This window comes from Colwellia sp. MB3u-55 (assembly GCF_014076785.1).
In the GTDB taxonomy this organism is placed as follows: Bacteria; Pseudomonadota; Gammaproteobacteria; order Enterobacterales; family Alteromonadaceae; genus Colwellia_A.
This window is the reverse complement of record NZ_JACGUS010000090.1, coordinates 1-309: the sequence shown is the minus strand read 5'-3', so window position 1 is coordinate 309 and position 309 is coordinate 1. Positions and strand designations below refer to the sequence as shown.

General features: G+C 41.1%; 1 pseudogene. It reads right to left on the bottom strand.

From position 1 onward, the window contains the following. Positions 1 to 51: 51 nt before the first annotated feature. Positions 52 to 309, bottom strand: a pseudogene (locus H4J66_RS05155) (transposase); the annotation flags it as partial.

The following is a 309-nucleotide window of genomic DNA, read 5'->3' as shown; positions in this document are numbered from 1 at the left end:
GGCGATAGCCGTAACCACTACATTACGATGTTTACCTTTATGCATGAGTCGTTAATAACGGCGGCACAATCTCAGTTGAGCTTGCCAAGCCATATCAATAATTTCTTTGCTTAATCTTTCTTGTCTTAATTGCATTTCTTTTCAAATGTTGGTGTTGTGTTTATACGAGTGTGCACCTTCGACCAGTAGTCGTCTTGCACGGCTATTACCACACTTAGTAATAGCCCCTAAATGGCGTTTATCGCCGCTTGAATGTTCACTAGTTACAAGACCTAGGTAACTCATTAATTTTCTAGGGTGGTCGAATCG